The following is a 15366-nucleotide window of genomic DNA, read 5'->3' on the forward strand; positions in this document are numbered from 1 at the left end:
CCTTTCTTCTCTACGTATTTAGCATTTTAGTGACATAATGCGATTGTAACTTGCTGATATAATGCTAAAATGCGCTATTACAGCTCTTTTTTCGATTAAAGCTTTGAGTTAAGCGATCGATAATAATCGCGAAAATCACGAGTCCTAAACCAGCAACAAATCCATTACCGACTTGTGTACGTTGCAATGCTGTTAATACTTCACGACCAAGTCCTGGTGCCCCAATCATCGACGCGATAACAACCATTGATAGAGATAACATAACCGTTTGGTTAATACCGGCCATAATGGTTGATTTGGCAAGTGGAATTTCTACTTTAAATAATTTTTGTGCTGCGGTACTGCCGTATGAATCAGCAGCTTCTACTAATTCTTTTGGTACTTGTCTAATTCCTAAATTTGTCATACGTACAGTAGGGGGCAATGCAAAAATAACGGATGCAAATACACCAGGTACAATGCCAATGCCGAAAAAGGCAACTGCGGGGATTAAATATACGAAGCCAGGCATCGTTTGCATAAAGTCAAGAATTGGTTTAATAATATTTTCAGCAACGCTTGACTTGGACATTAAAATACCAAGTGGGATACCGATGATGATAGAAATGATACTAGAGAATAATACGAGTGTTGTCGTTTCCATCAAGTGATCCCATAAACCTTGATTGTAAATAAATAACAGACCTATTAGTGTAAAGCTTGCAAGCCCCAATTTTTTGCCTACAGCGAAAAATGCTAAAATAACGACAAGTAAAATAAGAATAATAGCGGGAATGCTAATTAATAAATCCGTGACCTGGTTCATGAGTAGTTTTCCGTATTTTTGTATCACATCGAAGAATGCTGAAAAATTACTCGTCAACCAGTCCATGGCTGATTCTACCCATGGGGCAAGTGGTAAGGTTGGAATATTGTCTAAAAAATTATTCATGTGTTACGTCCTCCTCAGTGCATGTTGAAAGTGCTTCGATAACCACGCCACGGATAAGAACACCAAGTAAACGTTCGTCTTTCACAACTGCAATAGGAGTAGGGGAGTTATGAATCATGCCTAAAATATCCTGTAAAAGCATATCTGGAGGAACGGTTAACATTTCGGATTGAACAATCGAATGTACTGTTTGTTCCTGTTTTTTAGCAGCCGCTAGTGCATCATCAGCAGTAATAAATCCTTTCAAATGTCTGTTTTTGTCAACAGCAATTAGTAAACTAACAGCTTCTTGACGCATTCTTTTCAGTGCAACTGTAGGTCCATCAAGGTCAACGTTGACATATACTGGTCGAACCATTACGTTTTCAGCTGTTAATACTTTAGAGCGATCGACATCTTCAACAAATGTTTTTACATATTCATTTGCTGGATTCGTTAAAATTTCTTCACCAGTCCCAATTTGAATAATAGAACCGTCCTTCATTATGGCTATACGGTCACCAATGCGTAGTGCCTCATTTAAATCATGAGTAATAAATAAAATTGTTTTTTTCAATGTTCGTTGTAAATCGAGTAATTCATCCTGCATTTCTTTCCGAATCAAAGGATCGAGAGCAGAAAATGCTTCATCCATTAATAAAATTTCTGGATCGTTTGCGAGTGCGCGTGCTAAGCCAACACGTTGTTGCATCCCGCCAGATAGTTGGTTTGGATATTGATCTTTATAGGCAAGTAAGCCTGCGTTTGCTAAAGCTTGTTCTGCTTTAGCTTTGCGCTCTTCTTTAGAGATACCTCGTATTTCAAGACCATACTCGGTATTTTGTAGAAGTGTACGGTGAGGGAATAAACCGAAGTTTTGAAAAACCATACTCATTTTGCTTCTTCTAGCGGTTCGTAAGCTTTCTTTTCCCATTTTAGAAATATTTTCGCCATCAATATAAATATTGCCACTCGTTGGTTCGATAAGACGATTCAACAGTCGAATAAGTGTTGATTTCCCGCTACCAGATAAGCCCATAATGACGAAAATTTCTCCTTCATTGACGGTAAAGCTAGCATCATAAACACCAACCGTTGCACCTGTTTCTTTTAAAATATCTGTCTTGCTTTTTTGTTGTTTGACGAGTTCTAAAGCTTGAGGAATATGCTTACCAAAAACTTTAGAAACATGTTCTACTTTTATTTTTTCCATAGAACCGCTCCTTTCAAAAACTAATCCCACTTACAAATATACAGTGAGATACAACCTCAATTAGTAGAGGGAGAATGTAGTTACTTTAAAAACAAATCTGTGGGCGAATTGTTTTATTTGAAACTATTTGAGGATAATGAAAACCAAAAATGAACAAGTAACAACTTAACGTTAACAAAGAGTTGTTACTTTTGTCAAATCGATAAATGAGAAAAAATCCGCATAAACGCTGTTATATCAGCGCTTATGCGGATTTTAATTTGGATATAAAAAGCTCTGCACGCAGCCTAAGCTTTCATCATTGCCGATAAAGTAAATAATATCTCCTTCTTCAATTGAAGCATATGGTCCTGGTGAAAGTAATAATTCATTGCCACGACGGATACCAACAATCGTGCTAGATGTATTTTGCCAAAAATTTAATTCTTGCAATGTGTGATGAATACACGGGCTATCAGCTGTCATTTCAATTTGATATGGAATAAAAGGATTAACGGAACGGAAATGTTCAGTGCGACTAATTAGTTGTTTTGTTTTTTCTTGTAAATGCAACAATTCCTGTTGTTGTTTTTGAATACTGATCAACAGCTCATTTTGTAGTTCATGAACAGATTGAACATCTTGGAACTGTCGGACAAAGCGCGCCGCCATTTCATACGATTTAATGATGACACCGCTACCTTTGGATGCTTCGACAATTTCTAAATCTTGCAACACGGCTATCGCTCTTCTTGCCGTTTCAGCCGATACATTGTATTGGCTAGCCAATGAAGATCTTGCATAAATTTTATCGCCAATTTGATATTTTTTTTCTACAATTTTTGAAGCAAGGTCTACCGCTATTTGCTGGTATTTTGGTTGCTTTACTTGAACATTTTTTTCTAAGTTCATGCTTAAACTTCCTTTCGTCATAACAAACCTACCTTCGCTTATTATAGACTAGCCTGCACAGAAAAAATAGCATCTCCATAAGCTATTAGTATAGGTTCTAAGCATCATTTAACAGCTTTCTATTCAAATATGATATTTTAGTAGAAAAGAGCTGTTGTTTGACAGTTTTAAGTTATTATTATAAACTAAGTTACGTTAAGTAAGTTAAATATAATGAAATGTTCAGTTAGTAAATATAACCTAAATGTTTAACATAGAAAGTTGGCGATAAATATGACAATTACTACTAAAGTAGTGGATATAGTGAAGGACAAAATGACAATTGTAAAGCATTCAGAAACTGAAAATATTTGTCTTGTAGGTCCTGTGAAATTACCTGTTAAGCAAGGTGAATTTTCAGCGACATTCCAATGGTATAACTGGTTAAAAATTGATAGTAATCTATCAAAAGAAGAAATAATTGATGGGCTAGCAACAGCAAATTTAGCATTTTCTCAGCAATCATCTGTACTTGTTTATGGGGATTTTGCAAATGAGGAAGATGTTTTAATTCGTATGCACAGCATCTGTCATACAGGTGATATCTTTGGAAGCCAACGCTGTGACTGTGGCTACCAGTTGCATGAATCGATGAAAATGATTGTAGAGCATGGTTGCGGTGCGATTTTCTATTTAGCAGACCATGAAGGGCGTGGCATCGGATTATTCTCAAAATCGCTTGCGTATTTACTACAAGAAGAAGGTTTAGATACAGTAGAAGCGAATCATGCACTTGGCTTCCAAGATGATACGCGCTCTTATGAAGAGGCGATTACGGTTTTAACGGCTCTTCGTTCAAAACCTGTAACACTAATTACGAACAATCCGAAAAAGCTAGCCGCTTTACAGATGCACGGTTTAACAGCAAATGGACATATCCCGTTATGGGGTGGGGTAACAGAGACAAACCGCTTTTATTTAGATACAAAAGTTGAAAAATCTGGTCATATCCGTGACATGAAGTAAGTGGAGGGTGTAAAGATGACGACAGATGAAAAATATATGCAATTGGCATTAGATTTGGCGGCGAGTGCAAGAGGGAATACGAACCCAAATCCTCTTGTAGGGGCTGTTATTGTAAAAGATGGTGTTATTGTAGGCACTGGTTTGCATCGTAAAGCCGGGGAGCCTCATGCGGAAGTGCATGCCTTTCGTATGGCGGGAGAGCACGCTAAAGGTGCTACTCTTTATGTTACGCTTGAGCCTTGCTCACATTTTGGTAAAACGCCACCTTGTGCGAATTTAGTTAAAGAATCTGAAGTGAGTCGAGTTGTAGTAGCGATGCAGGACCCGAATCCAGCTGTAGCGGGCAAAGGTATACAATTGCTACGTGATGCAGGCATTGAGGTGGAGGTAGGTGTACTAGAAGAACAATCTCGACGTTTAAACGAACGTTTTATACACAATATGCTTACTAAACGTCCATTCGTTATTTCAAAATATGCTATGACATTGGATGGCAAAATTGCAGCGCATACAGGGCATTCCAAATGGGTAACGGGTGCAGAAGCTCGGGAAGATGTGCACCATATTCGTCATGAAGTAGACGCCATATTAGTCGGCGTTGGAACAGTGATTGCTGATAATCCATCTTTAACGACCCGATTAAATAATCGACAAGGCAAGAATCCTATACGAATTATCATGGATAGTTATCTTCGTACACCAGCACATGCAAATGTATTAAATGTAGAAGAAGCGCAAACGATTATTGTCTGCAGTGAGGAAGTCAAACAAGAGCAAATTAGCACTTTTGAGGCAAAAGGTGTTACGGTCCTCCCTGTGCGAAGAGATAATGAAGGATTGCATATTGATGATATGTTAGAGAAACTTTATGTACTTGGTATTACAGATATTTTAGTGGAGGGTGGTAGCGCAATTAATGCCTCATTTTTACAAAGTGCTGCCATCAATAAATATGTCATCTATGTAGCGCCTAAAGTTTTAGGTGGCCGTCTATCATTAACACCAATCGCTGGTTACAATGCAGCAACGATGGATGAAGCATGGGATGTTGAATTTGATTCATTTAATAAGTTAGGGCAAGATTTACGCATTATTGCTTATCCGAAAAAAGGTGAAGGAAAGTGAATTATCATGCGGATGTTTGTATTGTCGGAGCTGGACCAGCTGGTGCACTTCTTGCGCATTTGCTAGTTAAAAAGGGTCTATCCGTCATACTATTGGAACAAAACGCAACGCTTGGGCAGGCATTTCGTGGTGAGCATTTAAACGAAGAAGGTGAGGCGGTTCTCAAAAAGCATTTTCTTTTTGAAGCGGTTGAAGCACTTGGTTTATTACGAATGGAGAAATTAGAATATTATGCGAAGGGCGAAGTCATTAAAACGATTGTTCCAGATGCCATTATAGGGCATTTAGGTATTCATGTCCCTCAAGCTCATTTGCTTAAGGGAATACTTCAACAAACAGTTCACTTTCAAAACTTTAAGTGTTTCTTGCATACTAAAGTGACAACACTTTTGATGGATACTTCAGGGCGATATATCGGTGTTGTGGCTAGGAAAGACGATGAAACAATTGAAATCAAAAGTCAGCTTATTATAGGAGCGGATGGTCGATACTCGACTATTCGAAAGCGAGCCCATATTGCCAGCCAAAAACAGAAACATGGTTTTGATTTACTGTGGGCGAAAATTCCAGCTCCTCAAGATTGGGAGCCAGCTATTAAAATGGCATTAATTGATGAAAAACAATTGTCGCTATTCTCCCAGACTGGGGGCTTTATTCAAATTGGTTGGAATATTGAACAAGGAAATTTTGCGCAGCTAAGAAAGCAGCCATTTACACCGTTTGTTCACAAGCTAATTGAGGCCTTTCCACAGCTAGATGATATTGTTACACACTATATTCAATCATGGCAGGACTTTGTGTTACTCGATGTATTTAGTAGTCATTGCGATTGTTGGGGTACAGCAGGACTTGTTCTGTTAGGTGATGCTGTTCATACCATGACACCTACTGGCGCATTCGGCTTAAATAGCGCGCTAAAAGATGCAGATTGTCTTGCATCCTTACTAAACAAAGAGACAATTAGTCAATTTAATGTGCAAGATTTTCAACAAATGCGAGCACAGGCGATTGAAGAAGTATTAGCGCAGCAAATTGAAAAAGAACAGACTTTTGCCTTTCACTTCATCGATAGGGCATCTTGAGAGGAAGAAAACATAGATGAAATTTGGTTTTGATATAGATGACACATTGATCAATTTACGGGCACATGCTTTTTCACTTTATAATAAAAAACTAGGTAAAGATATCACACTGGAAGCCTTTCATGCTTTAGAAAGAGTGGAGATTCATGAGCCCTTTGGCTTAACAGATGCAGAAGGCGCCGCAATGTGGAATAGTTCTTTAGAGGAAATATACTTTACGGATTGTCCAATTTTTGAAATGGCCCTTGAAACGCTACAAACATTACATCAAGAGGGGCATGAAATTTATTATATTACGTCACGTCCGAAGCAATATTGTCAGCAAACGCAACAATGGATGAAGGCTCAAGGTTTTCCTGTGGAAGAGGGGCATTTCTATTGTGGTATGCAAGACGCGGAGAAAGTGAACATTATTAAAAAACTTGTATTAGATGTTTATGTAGATGATAAACCAGCTGTATTAGAAACACTACAAGACATCCACACAAAAGTGATATTAAAAAACCAATCTTACAACCAGTATGTGAATTTACCTCGAATGCATCATTGGCATGAGTTTTTAAGCAAAATGAATGATTAAAAGGAATGGTATAACGGGTTTCGTTGTACCATTCCTTTTTGTTTTAAAACAGTTGTTTTTCAATATTTGCAGCGACTTTTAGAATCGTTGCAATTAAATGATTTTCATCGTAATCATTGTAACGGACTTCCGGTATAACGAGTGTGACGGAAGCGATAATTTGATGCGAAGCATTTAATATTGGGGCTGATACAGAACAGGCGCCGCGCACCCGCTCACTATTACTTATGGCAAAACGTTGCGCGCGAATTTGCTGTAATTCGTTTAATAGCTGTTCTTTGGAACAAATCGTCTTATCTGTAATTGGTTCAAGTGTGATATGTTCTACATAATCTTCAACATTTGGCATAAATGCGAGTAATGTTTTAGAAGATGCACCTGCATAAAGTGGGGAGGTGTCACCTACATACATTTTCGTTGATAGAGGGTAGGTAGAATCATAGTTTACTATACAGCGCCTTTCTAAGCCGTCGATAATATTCATCGAGACACTTTCACCCATATCTTCATTGAGCTTTTTTAAAATAGGCTCTGCAACAATAATTAGACTGGACTCTTGTTTGACTAGGTTTCCTAAATAGAGCAGTGAATGACCTAATTGGTAGCGTTTTGTTCCCTCATCTTTATGAAGAAATCCTTCATACACAAAGGTAGAAACAAAACGTTGTAAACTGGAGATGCTAATACCTGTTTTTTTACTCAACTCTGTTAAAGAGAGGTTAGGTTCTTCTTTTGTAAATGCTTTTAATACTTTAATCGCTTTGTGCAACGATGACATTGTATAGTTTTTTTCGAAAGTTTCTTGATTCATCTCGTCACCTACTTACATAAATTTACTTTCGCTTATCGGCTATAACCTTTATCTTCATGAGGGTTGTATGATGATAAAATTATTACTATTATAGCGTAAATTTATTTCGGTAGAGACGATTTTTGGAATTCATTTGTATGTTCCCCAAGTATAGGTGGAGCTAATTTATATTGAATATTTAAATTTGAAAACTGCAACGGGTTTTTGACGAATTTTATTTTGCCATATTTTTTGTGTTCGATTTCTCCAATCATGTCACGTGCCATAACTTGTGGTTGTTCAAGTGCTTCCGCAATGGAATTCACACGACCTCCGGGTATTTTATATTGTTGTAATAACGCAATCCATTCATCACGCGTTTTAGTTATTGTAATGTCCGAAATGAGTTGTACCAGTTCTGCTTCATGTTGCTTTCGCATCGTGTTTGTTTTAAAACGTGCGTCGGTTGCCCACTCTTGACGTTCAAGCATTGTGCAAAATTTTTGAAACTGCCCATCAGTACCAACACATATCATTAAAGGACCGTCTGCGCAGTTAAATACTTGATAGGGCGCTACGTTATTATGCCGATTGCCTAAACGTTCAGAAGCAAATCCTGTATTTAAATAGGCACTCGCAACATTTGCTAAGCTACTCATTTGAACATCCAATAATGCTAAATCAATAAACTGCCCGTTATTCGTTATATCTCGGATTCGTAATGCAGATAAAATACTGATGACGACATAATGGGAAGTTAAAATATCTGCAATTGGGACACCGACTCTTGTCGCCTCACCATCCGTTGCACCTGTTACATGCATTAATCCACTCATCGCCTGTATGACCGGATCAAACCCTGGTTCGTAGGCGAGGGGACCTGTTTGACCAAAGCCGGTCACCGCGCAATAGATGAGTTGCGGATTTATTTTTTTCAATTCCTCATAGCTTAGCCCCATCCGCTCCATATCACCAGTTTTAAAGTTTTCAAGAATAATATCTGCATCCTTTACTAGCTCTTTAAATTTTTCTTTGTCCTCATCTGTTTTTAAATCTAATGTTATCGATTTTTTATTGCGATTGGCACATAAATAATAGGTGCTTTGTTCATTTAAAAATGGACCCCAGTCACGCATACTATCAGAGCCATCGGGATGCTCTACACGTATAACTTCAGCACCTAAATCAGCTAGCAACATGGAGCCGGCAGGAGCGGCATAGACACGTGATAAATCTAACACCCGAATATTATTAAGAGGTTGCATATGGTTTCCTCCCACAAACGTTATTTGTATACTGCTTTACGTTTTTCTACGACGGCTGTTACACCTTCTTTAAAATCTTCTAGTTCTGTTACAATCGCCATTTGAGAAGAAATGTAATCGAGTGCTGTGCGTAAATCCATGCGTTGGCTTTGATAGACCGCACGTTTAATGAATTGTACTGTTGTTGTTGGGCGACTTGCTAGTTCTTGTGCATACTGTAATGTGTATTCTTCGAGTGCCTCATCTTCTACGACAAAGGTAACGATGCCTTTCGCTTTCGCTTCTTCAGCTGTTAAAACACGCGCAGTCCAAAACATGTCCAGTGCCTGATCGATGCCGATAAGCTTTGGTAAATAGTAGGCGCCACCATCACCAGGAACGATTGCTACGTTTATGTAGCTCTCTGAGATTTTTGTTGATTTTGCCGTTATTCGAATATCACACATTAAAGCCATATCAAGACCGGCACCCATTGCGAAACCGTGCACTTGTGCAATTACTGGCTTATCAATTTCTTCAAGCAGCAATGGAATACGTTGAATCTTTTTCCAGAGCGAATTTTTTCGTGCTAAGCCAGTCGAAGAAATATCATCCTCACTTTTGAAAAAACCTTCTCCAGCTTGCATCGCCTTAATATCGCCACCTGCACAGAATGATTTGCCATTTCCTTTCACGATAACCACACGAATATCGTCTGAATCACGTACGGTTTCAAGCGCTGTAATCCATTCTGCAATCATTTCCTCGCTAAACGCATTATACGCCTCCGGTCGATTTAACGTAATTGTGGCAATATGGTCTTTAACATCAAATAATAAATCTGCCATGTTCATCTCTCCCTTTACATAATTGGTATTTTGTCTGGCTTGTGCTGAAGAATTGCACTGCTTACTTCAACTAACAAAGTATAGTTTTAGCTCTGAGCTTTGAGCAGTAGTGAATTGTTAGTGAATGACGTCATATAAGCCCATAAGCTGTCACCGCTATGTTCTAGTAATTGAGTTGCCACCAAATCAGTCCAATAAAAAGTGCTTGTGCCTTCATCACGCCATGACCAAAGCCTACGTGTATACTGTTGTAAGCTATGTTCGTGTGTCGTACCAATTGCAGCATGCACTTGGTGGGAAATGGTCGCTACCGTTTGAATCATTTCTTCAAAACGAATTCGTGCATAGGCCACTTCACTCAGAGGGCTTTGTGCATCGAGGGCAACAGTCACATTATTAAATGCTGCTAAAGCTAACGCTGTTTCACCTGCTAAGTTCACAATATGTTGCTGAACAAGCTGGAAGCGATGGAGAGGACGACCAAATTGCTCACGCTCTTTTGTATAGTGCACGGTTAAGTCATTTATTTTTTCAATAGCGCCCGTCATCATTGCTAGTTGAAAGGCTGTTGCAATGGCTGTCATAGTCTGAATTTGTTTAGAAGTTAAGACAGTAGATTGTTGGCAAACATTGGCGTTTTGGAATGTTACCGTATCACGTGGCTCACCAGCTAAGTTTTTATCCGTTGAAATAGCCGCTTGGCTTAAGTCAATTGCAACTAAATGGATACCTTTTGTGCTGTGTGCAAGTGTTACTAATTGCTTTGTATGGCGCGCCCAAGGAATATGTTGTGCTGTGCCCGTTAGTTTGTCGTTTTTAAGTGTAAAGCTCGGCGTTTCAGCTAGCGCATAGGTTGCCAAATCATCCATTACTTGTAGGTTAGTATATGCTAATAAGTAGTTTGCTAATGTTGTTTCTGTAAATGGGATCGGAGCTGCATATTTTCCTGTTAAACGAACAATATTTAATAAATCTTCTAAATCGCCACCGGCACCGCCACTTTCTTCACAAATGGCTACAGCCGTCATACCGTTTTCCACGAACAAATTCCAGATATCCGATGCCCACTTGCCTTGCTCGACAATATCAACTAAATCTTTACTAACATTTTCTTTTAGCATTCGTTCTACTACTTCAAGAATCATTTCTTTCATTTCACTCACTGTGCGACAACTCCTTTCGCTACTATGCCATAAAGTACTTCTGAAGTGCCTCCTCGAATTGTAAAACCTGGTGCATGTAAAATAGACTCTGCCATTAAACGGTCGATTTTACGTTGCGCGTCAAGTGTAGGGTAGGTTTGCACTAATAAACGAGTAATTTCTGGTATGCTTTGTTCAAATTTGGTGCCAAGCGCTTTTACAAGAGCAGCGGGAATAGAGACTTCATCGCCGTTTCCAGTTGCTAAAAGCTGGGCTACACCAATTGATAAATTGCGTAAGCTCCAGAGGCGTGCGACAACTTTAGATGCTTGTTTTAACCCTTCAATGTTATTTTGTCTTTTTAATTCTTGAATGAGTTCATCGATTAAAGGGAACGTGCTTAAAATACGCTCTGGGCCACTGCGTTCAAATGCTAGCTCTGCTAAACCTTGAACCCAACCATTGCCAATTTCACCGACAACCATATTGTCAGGAACAAAGACATTATCAAAGAATACTTCATTGTAATGATGTTCACCTGTTAAAAATTTGATTGGGACTACTGTAATTCCATCCGCTTGTAAATCGACGATTAGTTGGCTTAATCCTGCATGTTTATGTTTGCCATCATATGGGCTCGTTCGAACTAAAGTCACCATGTAGTGGCATAGATGCGCATTACTCGTCCATATTTTTTGACCGTTTACGATCCAGCCGCCTTCTACTTTTTCAGCACGTGTACTGACAGAAGCCAAATCTGAACCACTATTTGGTTCACTTAACCCAATGCCGAAGTAGCATTCACCTTTCACAATTTGCGGTAGGAAAAATGCACGCTGTTGTTCTGTGCCATAACGCAAAAGTAGTGGTCCTGTTTGTCGATCAGCAAACCAATGTGCTGCAACCGGCGCACCTATAGCTAAAAATTCCTCCGTTAAAATATAACGATCAATAGTACTGCGCTCTTGACCGCCATATTTTTTAGGCCAGGTGATGCCAATCCAGCCTTTTTGCCCTATCAATTTAGAAAATTCAGGGTTATCTCCACTTAACCAAGAATCACATTTCGGCACGAAGGTTCCTTTTGCTAGTTCTTCGTGTAGAAATGCTCGAACTTCTAAACGGAATTGTTCTTGCGCTTCTGTAAATTGCACTGTTGGTAATTGAAACATATAATAACTCCTCCTTTTTACCGCATTGTGATAACAATTACATTATATGTGTATTTTATGATTCGTTATGTAAATAAGTCAAATGTTTTTTAGAATAATTAGAAAATTCCGTAAGTGAAAACTGGCTACAGCATATATAAATTAGTAGATAGCTTTTAGCGATAAGCCTTACAAATAGTAAAAAGTATTTAATTTACGAAAAAGTGTAAAAAAACAGAAAAAACATGTTACTATGTAGAAAAATTACGTTTTGGGGGTGTGAGAAGATGCAAATGACGATTAAAACTTCTCAAAAGGTCACACAAATATTATCAGCACAGTTAGTCCAGCATTTAGAAATATTGCAATATTCGGCGACTGAGCTAGAGCAATACATTTATGAAAGAGCAACAGAAAATCCATTATTAGTAGTCAACGACGCAAAAGAAAAAACGCAATATGAGGAGATTATGCAATTAGCAAATTGTTCTGTTCATCATTTTTCATCATCCTATGATAGGTCTAGCAGTAACCAATTTAATATGATTGAGATGAAGCTTGCTGAAAAAGAAAATTATGAGCAATTCCTTTTAGAGCAAGTGCCGATGCATCAAAATTTATCTTCTATTGATTTACGAATTTTAAAATTTTTAATCCAATCGTTGGATAATCGCTTATTTTTGGACGTAGAGTTAGAGATTGTAGCAGACAAGTTTCAAACTAGTTATTCGCATGTAGAGGCAATTTTAGATTTATTACAAACTTTTGAGCCGATTGGCGTAGGCGCACGAAGTTACCAAGAATTTTTACTTATCCAATTGGATAATGATCAGTTTGCGCCGCAAATGGCTTCGACCTTTATTCGTTCGGATTTAGAGTTAGTTGCAACGCAAGCGATTAAACAGTTGAGTAAAAAATATAAGATGCCTTTACAAGATGTCATCGAAACGGTTCACTATATAAAAAAATTGAAACCGATCATGATGGGGGATAAATTAGAATCGATTCCCTATGTGATGCCAGATATCGAAGTGAAAGCAATTGCTGGAGAATGGGTGATTCAGTTAACTCGTCACCACTTACCTATCGTATCGATTGATGAAAGTTATGTTGCGCTGTTAAAAAATGATCCAAATTATCAAACGTACTACCGAGATTCCATGAAAGATGCATTAGCTTTATTGCAAGGAATTGAACAGCGAGATAAGACGCTTTATGAGTTAACTAGATTATTATTGCAACAGCAGGAAAATTTCTTTACGAAGGGGTTAGAAGCGATAAAACCTATGCGTTTAAAAGATCTTGCTGACTTGTTAGCTGTACATGAATCGACCATTAGTCGTGCTATTCGAGGGAAGTATATTCAAACGCCAAAAGGCATTTATGCATTACAATCTTTGTTTACAAAGGGCTTGCTGAATTCTTCCGGAAAAATGGATTCGATTATGTACATTAAAAAGCGCTTACAAAAGTTGATTGAAACCGAGGATAAACGAAATCCTTTAGCAGACCAGCAATTGACAAATATTTTATGTGAAGAAGGAATTCAAATTTCAAGAAGAACTGTTGCAAAGTATCGAGAGGAATTAAATATTTTAAGTTCATATAATCGAGCGTATGGGTAATGTGATGTAAAAAATAAATCGATGATGCAAATGTGCATCAAAATTTTAATTGTGCATTGTGCAAAAGCAATTCGTACCGCGTCATCTTGATAAGCTGTGCCCACCATAAAAGGATGAAGCGAGATAAGAAGCTAGTAAACTACAAACTTATTTAACAGAATTTTATAAATTTTAAGTTTTTTGTAGTGTTTGGCATAGAACTTGCTCATTAAACAGAAGACATGCATTAGAGAAAGGGGCTAGTAAATGTCTATATCAAAACACTAAGGGGTGGTTTAATGGGAGCTTTGCAAAAATCACTGAAAACACGACATATTACAATGATTTCCATTGGTGGGGTAATTGGAACCGGGCTTTTTGTTGGAACCGGAAAAAACATTTTAAGTACCGGTCCAGCAGCAGTCATATCCTATGCAATTGCGTGTTTGCTCATTGTCTTAATTATGCAAATGGTTGGTGAAATGGCGGCTGGGGAAATCGCATTAGGAGAGAAGTCTGGTCAATCGGGGGAGTTAGGCTCATTTGCATCTTATGCAGGAAAGTATATTGGGCCATGGGCAGGTTTTACAGTTGGCTGGCTTTATTGGGCTAGCTGGGTATTCATTGTTGGACTAGAAGCTGCATTAATCGGGGGTATGCTGCATAACTGGTTTCCATTTATACCGATTTGGGTTGGAAGTGTAGGCATTACATTGTTAATGACCATTATTAATATTTATTCGGTGAAATCATTCGGTGAATTTGAATATTGGCTATCATTTATTAAAGTTACGGCAATCATTATCTTTTTAGTAGTTGGAACAGCGATGATTTTCGGTATATGGCCTAATTATGAGCCTAAAGGATTAGGGATTTTAACAGCATTTGGTGGCTTTGCACCAAATGGGGTTGTTCCAATATTTACCGCAATTGTGTTTGTTATATTTTCTATTTGCGGTGCTGAAGTTGCAGCGATTGCTGCGGCGGAGTCTGAAAATCCAGCAAAAAATATTGTTCGTGCTATTCGCAATGTCGTATTCCGTCTCGGATTATTTTTTGTCGGCTCAGTAGCTATTATGGTCATGATTATCCCGTGGAATGATTCAACGTTTTTAGCAGCACCCTATGCCAATATTTTAACGATGGCTGGACTTCCAATTGCAGCTCAAATTATTCAAATCGTTATATTTATTTCATTAATTTCGGTGCTTAATTCAGCACTTTATACAAGTTCACGCATGTTACTTGAAATGTCACGTCAAGGAGATGCGCCAAAAATCTTCTCACAAATACGAAATCGTCGCGGTGCACCAGTACCAGCTATTATTGGAAGTACCTTAGTTGCATATATTTGTGCCATGCTCTATTTTATTTCCCCAGAAGTAATTTTTTATTTTTTAGGTAATTGTGTTGGAGGATTAATGATTGCTGTTTATATTTTTATCGCTATTTCACAAATACGATTTCGACGGTATTATGATCAAGTTTCGGGCGAGCCATTATCGATTAGGATGTGGTTATTTCCCTACTTATCGTATGTTACGATTGGTGTTTTAACGATTGTCTATTTATGCCAAGTGTTAATTGAATCGTTGCGTACGCAGTTTTACTTAAGTACATTAGTATTGATTGTGTCAATTGTGCTATTTGTCATCATGCGAAAACTTTCAACTAAATCAGCAGAGCAATTAGAGGATAAGTTAGCCTCAGAGTAGAATATTACTACGAGGCTATGACGAGTGTGAGGGAACTATACGATGAGATTAAATTCGCGACACGCT

The 15366-nt window shown here is 38.2% G+C and carries 14 protein-coding genes; 6 read left to right on the forward strand and 8 right to left on the reverse strand.

The window, feature by feature from the left end; all coding sequences use genetic code 11:
- Window positions 1–64: 64 nt before the first annotated feature.
- From LO754_RS06360 to LO754_RS06370, 3 genes are all read right to left on the reverse strand, one after another.
- Window positions 65–931 carry an ABC transporter permease gene (locus tag LO754_RS06360; RefSeq protein ID WP_231785817.1) on the reverse strand — a complete coding sequence of 289 codons (867 nt, stop codon included), beginning with the start codon at window positions 929–931 and terminating at the stop codon, window positions 65–67.
- The gene (locus LO754_RS06365) at window positions 924–2123 is read right to left on the reverse strand and encodes a quaternary amine ABC transporter ATP-binding protein (protein WP_024361425.1); all 1200 of its coding nucleotides are present in this window, start codon (window positions 2121–2123) and stop codon (window positions 924–926) included. Before LO754_RS06365 ends, LO754_RS06360 begins: the two co-directional genes overlap by 8 nt.
- Before the next feature lie 255 nt (window positions 2124–2378).
- Entirely contained in the window at window positions 2379–3014 is a 636-nt protein-coding gene (locus LO754_RS06370; RefSeq protein ID WP_231785818.1) for a TrkA C-terminal domain-containing protein, read from the reverse strand.
- A 273-nt stretch (window positions 3015–3287) separates the two neighbouring features.
- Here LO754_RS06370 and LO754_RS06375 point away from each other — a divergent pair, with 273 nt between their 5' ends.
- The 4 genes from LO754_RS06375 to LO754_RS06390 are packed head-to-tail and all read left to right on the forward strand — an operon-like array spanning window position 3288 to window position 6806.
- A complete protein-coding gene (locus LO754_RS06375) occupies window positions 3288–4019 on the forward strand; it encodes a GTP cyclohydrolase II (RefSeq protein ID WP_024361423.1) in 732 nt (243 codons plus the stop codon).
- A 15-nt stretch (window positions 4020–4034) separates the two neighbouring features.
- The gene (gene ribD, locus LO754_RS06380) at window positions 4035–5144 is read left to right on the forward strand and encodes a bifunctional diaminohydroxyphosphoribosylaminopyrimidine deaminase/5-amino-6-(5-phosphoribosylamino)uracil reductase RibD (RefSeq protein ID WP_231785819.1); all 1110 of its coding nucleotides are present in this window, start codon (window positions 4035–4037) and stop codon (window positions 5142–5144) included.
- Window positions 5141–6226: an FAD-dependent monooxygenase gene (locus LO754_RS06385; RefSeq protein WP_024361421.1), complete on the forward strand. Its 1086-nt coding sequence runs from the start codon at window positions 5141–5143 to the stop codon at window positions 6224–6226. The genes ribD and LO754_RS06385 overlap by 4 nt, the downstream gene beginning before the upstream one ends.
- Window positions 6227–6242: 16 nt before the next feature.
- Window positions 6243–6806, forward strand: coding sequence for a 5' nucleotidase, NT5C type (locus LO754_RS06390; RefSeq protein WP_024361420.1), 564 nt, complete (start codon window positions 6243–6245; stop codon window positions 6804–6806).
- A gap of 43 nt (window positions 6807–6849) precedes the next feature.
- On the opposite strand, the gene LO754_RS06395 is transcribed toward LO754_RS06390, so the two are convergent.
- The 5 genes from LO754_RS06395 to LO754_RS06415 all read right to left on the reverse strand — a co-directional run bounded on the left by LO754_RS06395 (window position 6850) and on the right by LO754_RS06415 (window position 12002).
- Window positions 6850–7617, reverse strand: a complete 768-nt coding sequence (locus LO754_RS06395; RefSeq protein WP_024361419.1) for an IclR family transcriptional regulator — start codon at window positions 7615–7617, stop codon at window positions 6850–6852.
- A gap of 101 nt (window positions 7618–7718) precedes the next feature.
- A complete protein-coding gene (locus tag LO754_RS06400) occupies window positions 7719–8861 on the reverse strand; it encodes a CoA transferase (protein WP_231785820.1) in 1143 nt (380 codons plus the stop codon).
- Window positions 8862–8881: 20 nt separating this feature from the next.
- Window positions 8882–9688 (reverse strand): enoyl-CoA hydratase/isomerase family protein, encoded by an 807-nt coding sequence (locus tag LO754_RS06405; RefSeq protein ID WP_025218954.1) that lies wholly within the window; start codon window positions 9686–9688, stop codon window positions 8882–8884.
- An 86-nt stretch (window positions 9689–9774) separates the two neighbouring features.
- Window positions 9775–10842: an acyl-CoA dehydrogenase family protein gene (locus LO754_RS06410; RefSeq protein WP_231786289.1), complete on the reverse strand. Its 1068-nt coding sequence runs from the start codon at window positions 10840–10842 to the stop codon at window positions 9775–9777.
- 5 nt (window positions 10843–10847) lie between these two features.
- The gene (locus tag LO754_RS06415; protein ID WP_024361415.1) at window positions 10848–12002 is read right to left on the reverse strand and encodes an acyl-CoA dehydrogenase family protein; all 1155 of its coding nucleotides are present in this window, start codon (window positions 12000–12002) and stop codon (window positions 10848–10850) included.
- Window positions 12003–12268: 266 nt separating this feature from the next.
- Here LO754_RS06415 and rpoN point away from each other — a divergent pair, with 266 nt between their 5' ends.
- Window positions 12269–13606 (forward strand): RNA polymerase factor sigma-54, encoded by a 1338-nt coding sequence (gene rpoN / locus LO754_RS06420; RefSeq protein WP_024361414.1) that lies wholly within the window; start codon window positions 12269–12271, stop codon window positions 13604–13606.
- A gap of 278 nt (window positions 13607–13884) precedes the next feature.
- Window positions 13885–15300, forward strand: coding sequence for an amino acid permease (locus LO754_RS06425; protein ID WP_229388995.1), 1416 nt, complete (start codon window positions 13885–13887; stop codon window positions 15298–15300).
- Window positions 15301–15366: the final 66 nt, after the last annotated feature.

The sequence above is a fragment of the Lysinibacillus sp. GJ-1 genome (assembly GCF_021166035.1).
Classification (GTDB): Bacteria; Bacillota; Bacilli; order Bacillales_A; family Planococcaceae; genus Lysinibacillus; species Lysinibacillus sphaericus.

Coding starts and splice junctions, on each gene's coding strand:
- LO754_RS06360 (WP_231785817.1), bottom strand. CDS start 931: ATGAATAATTTTTTAGACAATATTCCAACCTTACCACTTGCCCCATGG.
- LO754_RS06365 (WP_024361425.1), bottom strand. CDS start 2,123: ATGGAAAAAATAAAAGTAGAACATGTTTCTAAAGTTTTTGGTAAGCAT.
- LO754_RS06370 (WP_231785818.1), bottom strand. CDS start 3,014: ATGAACTTAGAAAAAAATGTTCAAGTAAAGCAACCAAAATACCAGCAA.
- LO754_RS06375 (WP_024361423.1), top strand. CDS start 3,288: ATGACAATTACTACTAAAGTAGTGGATATAGTGAAGGACAAAATGACA.
- ribD (WP_231785819.1), top strand. CDS start 4,035: ATGACGACAGATGAAAAATATATGCAATTGGCATTAGATTTGGCGGCG.
- LO754_RS06390 (WP_024361420.1), top strand. CDS start 6,243: ATGAAATTTGGTTTTGATATAGATGACACATTGATCAATTTACGGGCA.
- LO754_RS06395 (WP_024361419.1), bottom strand. CDS start 7,617: ATGAATCAAGAAACTTTCGAAAAAAACTATACAATGTCATCGTTGCAC.
- LO754_RS06400 (WP_231785820.1), bottom strand. CDS start 8,861: ATGCAACCTCTTAATAATATTCGGGTGTTAGATTTATCACGTGTCTAT.
- LO754_RS06405 (WP_025218954.1), bottom strand. CDS start 9,688: ATGGCAGATTTATTATTTGATGTTAAAGACCATATTGCCACAATTACG.
- LO754_RS06410 (WP_231786289.1), bottom strand. CDS start 10,842: ATGAAAGAAATGATTCTTGAAGTAGTAGAACGAATGCTAAAAGAAAAT.
- LO754_RS06415 (WP_024361415.1), bottom strand. CDS start 12,002: ATGTTTCAATTACCAACAGTGCAATTTACAGAAGCGCAAGAACAATTC.
- rpoN (WP_024361414.1), top strand. CDS start 12,269: ATGCAAATGACGATTAAAACTTCTCAAAAGGTCACACAAATATTATCA.
- LO754_RS06425 (WP_229388995.1), top strand. CDS start 13,885: ATGGGAGCTTTGCAAAAATCACTGAAAACACGACATATTACAATGATT.